General features: G+C 43.6%; 7 protein-coding genes. 2 read left to right on the forward strand and 5 right to left on the reverse strand.

Going from position 1 to position 7,190, the window contains the following annotated elements; genetic code table 11:
• The coding region (locus tag AACP44_RS07755) for an MMPL family transporter (RefSeq protein WP_339339931.1) at positions 1–1,612 on the reverse strand (1,612 nt) is incomplete at its 3' end.
• Between the two features lie 27 nt (positions 1,613–1,639).
• Positions 1,640–3,016, reverse strand: coding sequence for a UDP-N-acetylmuramate:L-alanyl-gamma-D-glutamyl-meso-diaminopimelate ligase (mpl, locus tag AACP44_RS07760; protein WP_339339940.1), 1,377 nt, complete (start codon positions 3,014–3,016; stop codon positions 1,640–1,642).
• A gap of 422 nt (positions 3,017–3,438) precedes the next feature.
• On the opposite strand from mpl, the gene ppa reads away from it, so the two are divergent.
• Positions 3,439–3,966 carry an inorganic diphosphatase gene (ppa, locus tag AACP44_RS07765; RefSeq protein WP_339339932.1) on the forward strand — a complete coding sequence of 176 codons (528 nt, stop codon included), beginning with the start codon at positions 3,439–3,441 and terminating at the stop codon, positions 3,964–3,966.
• Positions 3,967–4,036: 70 nt separating this feature from the next.
• On the opposite strand, the gene AACP44_RS07770 is transcribed toward ppa, so the two are convergent.
• Both AACP44_RS07770 and AACP44_RS07775 read right to left on the reverse strand, forming a co-directional pair.
• Complete coding sequence (locus tag AACP44_RS07770) at positions 4,037–4,522, reverse strand: hypothetical protein (RefSeq protein ID WP_339339934.1); 486 nt, start codon at positions 4,520–4,522, stop codon at positions 4,037–4,039.
• Positions 4,523–4,828: 306 nt separating this feature from the next.
• Positions 4,829–5,533, reverse strand: coding sequence for a M15 family metallopeptidase (locus AACP44_RS07775; RefSeq protein ID WP_339339935.1), 705 nt, complete (start codon positions 5,531–5,533; stop codon positions 4,829–4,831).
• 148 nt (positions 5,534–5,681) lie between these two features.
• Between AACP44_RS07775 and AACP44_RS07780 the strand changes: the two genes are divergently transcribed.
• Complete coding sequence (locus AACP44_RS07780; protein ID WP_339339937.1) at positions 5,682–6,002, forward strand: Rieske 2Fe-2S domain-containing protein; 321 nt, start codon at positions 5,682–5,684, stop codon at positions 6,000–6,002.
• Between the two features lie 117 nt (positions 6,003–6,119).
• On the opposite strand, the gene pnp is transcribed toward AACP44_RS07780, so the two are convergent.
• Positions 6,120–7,190: polyribonucleotide nucleotidyltransferase (gene pnp / locus AACP44_RS07785; RefSeq protein ID WP_339339938.1), on the reverse strand; the 1,071-nt coding region annotated here is incomplete at its 5' end.

The raw sequence follows: 7,190 nt of genomic DNA on the forward strand, positions 1-7,190 counted from the left end.
CATCACCGAAGTCATCATCAGCAAAATAGTCATCCTCAAATTTATCAAAAGAGCCGTCATCAACCACAATAGTTGCTGTAGTGGCCTCTATTTCAGGATCCGGCACGGCATCAATAATAATATCCAGAGGAATTGTGCCACCCAGTTCCGCATCAATCACTTCCATTCCCTGATAAATCTCAGTCGTGTTATGGAAATAATCGATAAAACGATTTTCAACTTTAAGCTGACTCATACCAAAACTACTCAGCAAAGTTAATAGAGCAACCCCCCACAAAATTAACACACCATGACTTTCGGTAAAGGCGGCAAAACGCGTTGTGGTAGCACGGCTTGAATGATTGGATGGAACATTTGAAGGTTTGCCCCAAAGCAGTAAACCCGTGGGCAGTATAATAAAGGTAATCAGTAATGCCGCTGTCACACCCACTGTCATCATCCAGCCAAAATCAATTACCGGACGAATACCGCTCACCACTAACGAGGCAAACGCTACAATAGTAGTCAGGGTAGTATAAATACAAGGCTTGATCATCAAGTAGGTGGTACGTTTAACCAATTCTTGTTGGTCTTGCTCAGGGTCAGCGGCAAGCAGTTCTCTGTAGCGCACCACCAAATGAATAGCGATAGATAAGGAGATAATTAATAAGATCGCCACAAAATTGGAAGAAATAACCGTCATCCGCCAATCTAATAAAGTAATTAAACCCAGCATAAAGGTAGCTGATAATAAACAACTCAGCAGAGGCAAGGCGACCCACACCAAACGCCTGAAAATAACCGACATGGTGACAATAATAAATATCACTATGCCAATACCAAAAACCACCAGATCACTTTTTACAAAGTTGATCATATCGGTGGCGATCATCGGTAAGCCGCCCAGAAACAAGGTGGCATCACTGCGATATTCCTCAATCACTTTACGTACTTGATCGACCAGTACTGATTGCCTTTCATTGGCTACTACAGTGTGATTGCGGAGCGCCTGAGTAATGCTCGCCAACTCGGCTTTTAAGGCAGGCGTTGCATGATTGCCCGCTTGTTGTTCCCATATTTTGTCGCGGGCAGCTTGCAGGGCATAATATTTTTCATCGCGATTAAGGTTGACTTGCAGTACTGTCACTTGGCCATCGCTACTGGTTAGCAGGTTTTTATAAATTGGACTTTCCGATAATTCTTTTCTAACCAGCTCTTTATCAATATCAGCTTGACGCAAACTAGCAATAGCGCCATTGGTTACATCATCGAAACCCACTTGGGGACTGGCTAACAGCGGCACATCAAGAATGGTAGTAACACTGGACACTCCCTCAAGCACACTCAATTCCGTGCGAAGTTTGTCTAATTTAGCCAACACTGGAGCGGATAATAAATCCTGTTCTGGCTGATAAGTCACCAGAAGAAATTCTTCCGACGAATAACGGGTACTGATTTCGCGATAGTATTTAAGCGATTGGTCCCCCTCCAAAACCAACGCATCTGCCGAGGCATCCAATTTAAAATTGGGAATATGGGTCGCCAGCCAGGCAATCACCATGATGGTGACCATAAAAGACCACAACGGGCGCCGCAGTACCAAGGTTTCATAGATAGAAAAAAACTTATTCACTCACTCAATCCTTATCGATTTGAACTATTACTGTGCAAACAGTGCATCCGTTAGTAATTGATGAACACCACCAAAGCCGCCATTACTCATAATCACAATATGGTCACCGGCACGACTATTGGTCGCCAATTGCTCTACCATGTCATTAATAGAATGACTTAGCTGCGCCCGCCCCTGACTCTTATCAACCACCGCTTGCAATGACCAATCCAGGCCTTCTGGTTGGTACCAAATCACTTGATCAGCCATTGCTGTTACGTCGGCCAATTGATCTAGATGAGCACCGAGGCGCATTGTATTTGAACGAGGCTCAATCACCGCGATAATTCTCTGTTCGCTGGCCTGTGCATTCACCTGTGCCCGCAAACCCGCCAAGGTGGTTTCAATCGCACTGGGGTGATGAGCAAAATCGTCATAAACTCTAATACCGTCCTTATTGAAGATTAATTCCATCCGTCGCTTAACGCCTTTGAACTGCGTCAAAGCCTCTATAGCAAGCTCAGGGGTTACTCCGACATGTCTTGCCGCGGCTATCGCCGCTAAAGCATTATTGATATTGTGCTCGCCGGTATTTGACCAGATAACGGTACCGACTGTTTTCTTATCAAACACCACATCAAAATCACTGCCATCCGCTTTGTTGGCTTTGGCCAACCATTGCGCTGAGCGGTCAACTAATGAGGTTTGCTCTAATTCAGACCAAAGCCCCCTATCCAATACTTGTTGCAGGTTATTATCTGCCGCCGGAACAATCACGCGACCATTGCCGGGAATAATGCGCAACAGATGGTGAAACTGCTTCTGAATAGCCGCCAGATCTTCAAAAATATCCGCATGGTCAAATTCAAGGTTGTTGAGAATAGCCGTTCGTGGACGGTAGTGGACAAACTTGGAGCGCTTATCGAAAAAAGCGCTGTCGTATTCATCGGCCTCAATCACAAAGAAATCCGAATCGCCCAGAGCGGCAGACACACCAAAATTGCCGGGCACACCACCGATTAAATAGCCGGGCTTCATACCAGCAAACTCCAGAATCCAAGCCAACATACTGCTGGTAGTGGTTTTGCCATGAGTGCCAGCAACAGCTAGCACCCAACGGTGCTGCAACAGATGTTCAGACAACCATTGGGGACCGGAGGTATAAGGCAAACCTCTATCCAGCATATATTCCACCGCTGGATTGCCGCGAGACATGGCATTGCCTACAACGACTAAGTCAGGCGCAGGATCTAATTGAGCAGCATCATAGCCTTGAGTCAGGCTAATACCCTGCTGCTGAAGCTGGGTGCTCATCGGCGGGTAAACATTGGTATCGGAACCGGTAACGGTATAACCTAGCTGGCGAGCCAATATAGCCAGACCACCCATAAAAGTCCCACAGATACCCAGAATATGGATATGCATTAATGGCCCTTGTTCATATTCAGGATTGCTCAAATCGAGGTTGTTAATGTTTTTAATGGCGCTGATAATAACATTGGCCAAGCACTGAGACACCTTTAATCTTCATTGATGATGACTTGGCCATCCACTGGTTTTACACAGCTGCGTCCTTCATATATCTCGCAGCAGCAAAAATATCACCGCTAGAAAAACTCGTCTCAGCTATGTGTTTGTTACTGACCAACATAGCTGTTTTCCATGCGCTGAAACTCAATGCCACTGAAACTCGTCACCAAAATTAGCTCTTATGAAAAAAACGCAATATATTCAACTGGTTAGCGTATATATGCATAATAATTGGTATTCCTCGCTGACCAGTTTATAATCGCGCCTGCGAATTTTTGAGCACAATCTGAATACACACTGCAATCTGGACTTTTATCATGAGCTTTAACAACATCCCAGCAGGTAAAGACCTGCCTAACGATATCTATGTCGTTATCGAAATTCCTGCCAATCACGATCCAATCAAATACGAAATTGATAAAGATATGGATTGTCTGTTGGTTGACCGTTTTATGGCAACACCAATGTTTTACCCTGCCAACTATGGTTATATCTCTAATACTTTGTCTGAAGATGGCGACCCATTGGATGTATTGGTTGTAACACCATACCCAGTTGCACCCGGCTCTGTGATCCGTAGCCGACCAATCGGTATTTTAAATATGAGTGACGAAGCCGGCCAAGATGCCAAATTAATCGCCGTACCTCATGACAAGCTATCGACTATTTATAAAGACGTCCAAGAACCCTCTGATTTGCCAGAATTATTGATCAAGCAAATCGAGCATTTCTTTGAAAATTATAAAGATTTAGAGAAGGGCAAATGGGTTAAAATCGATGGCTGGGCCGGCAGTGAAGCCGCTAAAGCCGAGATTGTAAAATCAGCAGAAGCCTATAAAGGCTAAGCGATTTTCAAGCCATAAAAAAACCGGACTTCGTGTCCGGTTTTTTTCACTTAACTTGATCGCCAACCTATCATTTTGCTTTATTTTGTTTCGGCAATGAATTGACTAATCGCTTATAGAGCTTAGTGTTTTTGTTGATGCGCTTATGCTTGGCATACACATTAACAGCTCGAATCCATGCATTTTTTTTGCCGTGAGCATTGATAGAAAAACTGGTACAAAATATTTTCTTTTCTAATTCCGAAGCGATACCCACTTGAAATATTGGCGTTATCATACCGCTCTTTTCAACTTTATAAATATGACTGATTCCTTTGACCGACCCATCGATATTAAAACAACGCTGTGCTTTTAGCTGTTTTTTTATTCTGACTTGCTCGCGCATCAACTCTTCATCACGAGCGATGGCTTTTCGTTCTACCTGTTTTTTTAATTTCGGCCCCATGCGCCGACCATCTTTTTTTAGTGAGAAATATTCCTGATAAAGTTTTCCGTTAACTGTGCGTCGAACGCGATACCCATAAAACGCCTCATTATCTAATAATTTTATACTCACTGTGATTTACTCCCTAAATTACAAAGCCGTGAGATAAAATCTTCACTGCCCTGTGTAACCAATATTCGAGGATTCGAACATCTTCCAAAGTAGATCTGCAACATGCCATGAAAATGTCTCAGATGTAAGGATTATAAATAATAATAGGGAAAAGTCTATTGAGATGGAACAGCTATAGCTTGATCAAAAATAGTTAGCCGTAGTATTACTTTCAGAATGTTATTTTGAGATAACTAGAACCAACCGCTCTAAAACAAACAATTTCTACATTATTTATTTAAGTACTTGAAATTCTTGCGGATAATTCTATCGAGGGATATCAATATAGCGTTGAAAAATTGTATCGATATTTTCCAATACAGTGTTTTTTAACACTATAGGCTGCGCTTCAATAATTTTAATTAAATGATCGAGCGTAAATGCTTGCTGAAACTTTGAAGCCAAAGGTGCATAACTTAAGTGCCAGCGTTCAGGCGCAATACCACCTTGATCTAATGAATAGGGACGAAAAAAATCCTGATTTTTTTTAAGCTTAAATTGTTGATCAAGCCATTGATGTAAGGGTGCAAAAATACCATCGCCAATGGCTTCTTCGGCAGTCAGCCGTAGTTGATAATTTTCAGGCATGGCCGCTCGATCATAAATATCGATATCAGTACCCCAATGATGACGCGATGCACCGGGCAATGCCGACCAACGTAAAATAGCCTGAACCTGTTGCCACGGATCTAATCGTGTTATGTCAAGAGGCTTTCCGTCACTACTAAGTACAGCACGCTCACCGTTGGCCTTGGCATTCCAGATCTGTAGCTGACGATCAAAATCTCTATAGCCGCTAGCAATGGCTAATTCAAAGCCTTCCTTTTTTGCTCGTTGCTGCAAATACTGAAATGGCTCTATAACATCACGATGAATACCACAGCCTAGCAACTCAAAGTCGATGTTGCTGTTATCCAAACCGTAGAGGTGGTCTGATCCAGTCTGGCTAGCTGTCAGTGTCGTTGAGCACATGGTATCGTCAGCAATTTTTGGTTGATCGAAAACATAGATTACAAGATAAGCTTACTAATAATAACATAGCAGAAAATTTTGATTTATTTTATCCTTCACCCTCTAATAGCCGCTCGATACCAATTTATAACCCACGAGTTATTTATCAATGACAGTACTATGCCATATTAATGATATTCCCGATGAGCAGTCCAAAGGTTTTGAAGTTGGCAACGATAGTCTTTTTGCCGTAAAAAAAGACGGGCAAGTTTACCTTTATCGCAATAACTGCCCACATTTAGGCGTTGAGTTAAATTGGCAGGAGGATAAATTTCTCGATATGGATGGCATGTTAATTCAATGCTCCACCCATGGCGCCCTATTTTTGATAGAAGACGGCGAATGTGTTTCCGGCCCTTGTCAGGGACAGCGATTACAAGCGATAGCTTTCGACATTATTGATGGACAAATTACGCTAGTGGCCAGTTAACTGCGCTCTACTTGAAACACATTGGCAATGTTATCGTTTCTGCAACAAAAAAATAACGACATAGTTAGCAGACACAAAAAAGGGAGCCAATGGCTCCCTTAATATTTGCAGCAAAAACTATTCGGCTGCAGAACTTTCCTCAGCCGCTGGTGCCGCTTCTTCCAGTTCTTTCATGGATAGCTTGATACGGCCGCGCTGATCAACATCCAGCACTTTGACTTTAACCACCTGACCTTCAGTTAAGTAGTCAGTCACTTTCTCAACACGCTCCTGAGAGATCTGTGAAATATGCACCAGACCATCTTTACCAGGCAGAATGTTAACAAATGCACCGAAATCAACGATACGAGCAACCGTACCTTCGTAGGTGGCACCGACTTCAGCTTCAGCGGTAATTTCCTCTACTTTGGCGACGGCTGCATCACGTGAGGCTGCATCAGAACCGTAAATACGGACAGTACCGTCATCATCGATATCAACAGTAGCACCCGTTTCTTCAGTAATAGAGCGAATCGTTGCACCACCTTTACCGATAACATCACGAATTTTATCGCTGTCGATTTTGAAGGTAGCCATGCTGGGTGCGTTGTCAGAAACGGTAGTACGAGATTCACCCAATACCTGATTCATCTGACCCAGAATATGTAGGCGCGCTTCAAGTGCCTGCTCCAGAGCAATACTCATAATCTGCTCATTGATACCTTCAATTTTGATATCCATTTGCAGAGCAGTAATACCGTCGGCAGTACCGGCAACTTTAAAGTCCATATCACCCAAGTGATCTTCGTCACCCAGAATATCGGTCAAGACAGCAAAACGCTCGCCTTCTTTAACCAGACCCATTGCGATACCCGCAACCGGCGCCTTCAGTGGTACACCCGCTTCCATCATCGATAAGCTGGCTACACAGGCACTCGCCATAGAGCTAGAACCGTTAGATTCGGTGATTTCTGATACCACACGAATGGTGTATGGGAAGTCCTCAGCATTGGGCAGTACCGCAGCAACGCCACGGCGTGCCAAACGACCATGACCCACTTCACGACGGCTGGTAAAGCCAATACGACCACACTCACCGACTGAGTAAGGAGGGAAGTTGTAGTGCAACATAAAGTTATCTTCACGCTTACCTTCCAAGGCGTCGATTAACTGAGCGTCACGGGTAGTACCTAAAGTGGTAACACCAAT

It is taken from the genome of uncultured Oceanicoccus sp. (assembly GCF_963968385.1).
Classification (GTDB): Bacteria; Pseudomonadota; Gammaproteobacteria; order Pseudomonadales; family Dasaniaceae; genus Oceanicoccus.

Excerpts from the sequence above, each read along its gene's own strand:
- AACP44_RS07780 (WP_339339937.1), top strand. The coding sequence starts at position 5,682 with ATGACAGTACTATGCCATATTAATGATATTCCCGATGAGCAGTCCAAA.
- mpl (WP_339339940.1), bottom strand. The coding sequence starts at position 3,016 with ATGCATATCCATATTCTGGGTATCTGTGGGACTTTTATGGGTGGTCTG.
- ppa (WP_339339932.1), top strand. The coding sequence starts at position 3,439 with ATGAGCTTTAACAACATCCCAGCAGGTAAAGACCTGCCTAACGATATC.
- AACP44_RS07775 (WP_339339935.1), bottom strand. The coding sequence starts at position 5,533 with ATGTGCTCAACGACACTGACAGCTAGCCAGACTGGATCAGACCACCTC.